The organism is Streptomyces sp. B1866 (genome assembly GCF_031932565.1).
Lineage (GTDB): Bacteria > Actinomycetota > Actinomycetes > Streptomycetales > Streptomycetaceae > Streptomyces.
The window spans coordinates 1-432 of record NZ_JAVSCF010000624.1 but is presented as its reverse complement, the minus strand read 5'-3'; the positions used below and the strand labels follow the sequence as shown (position 1 = coordinate 432).

The 432-nt window shown below is 82.9% G+C and carries 1 protein-coding gene; it reads right to left on the bottom strand.

Translation table 11 applies throughout. The annotated features are described in order from the left end of the window. Positions 1 to 328: DUF2752 domain-containing protein (locus RKE29_RS30495; protein ID WP_312008920.1), on the bottom strand; the 328-nt coding region annotated here is incomplete at its 3' end. Between the last annotated feature and the right edge of the window lie 104 nt (positions 329 to 432).

Sequence of the window (432 nt, the reverse complement as noted above, 5' to 3'; positions counted from 1 at the left end):
CGGGTGCGCCGCCGCGGCGCGTGCGGCCGCCGCCTGCCGGGCCGTGGCCGCCCGTACGGCCGCGCACGGCCCGTACGGTCCACAGCGTCCACCAGGCGGCGAAGGCCGCGTATCCGGCGACGGCCAGGGCGTTGGCGCCGAGCGCGGCGGGCAGGTCGCCGTGCGCGACGGCGTGCGCGCTGCGCAGGCCGCCGCAGGTCGGGCAGTACAGGCCGGTCAGGGCCCACAGCGGGCAGACCGGGTAGTGGCCCGGCTCGCCGGGATCGACGGCGGCGACGAGCGCGAAGGCCGCGCCGGTGCCGGTGAGGACGGCCAGCGGGGCGGCCAGGCGGCCCGCCGCGGCGCGGGCGCGGCGGGCCGCGTACCGGCCGGCCGTGGGGGCTTGCGTCACAGCGCCCAGTGTCGCGGCGGCGGCGTCGCCGCGCAGCCCGG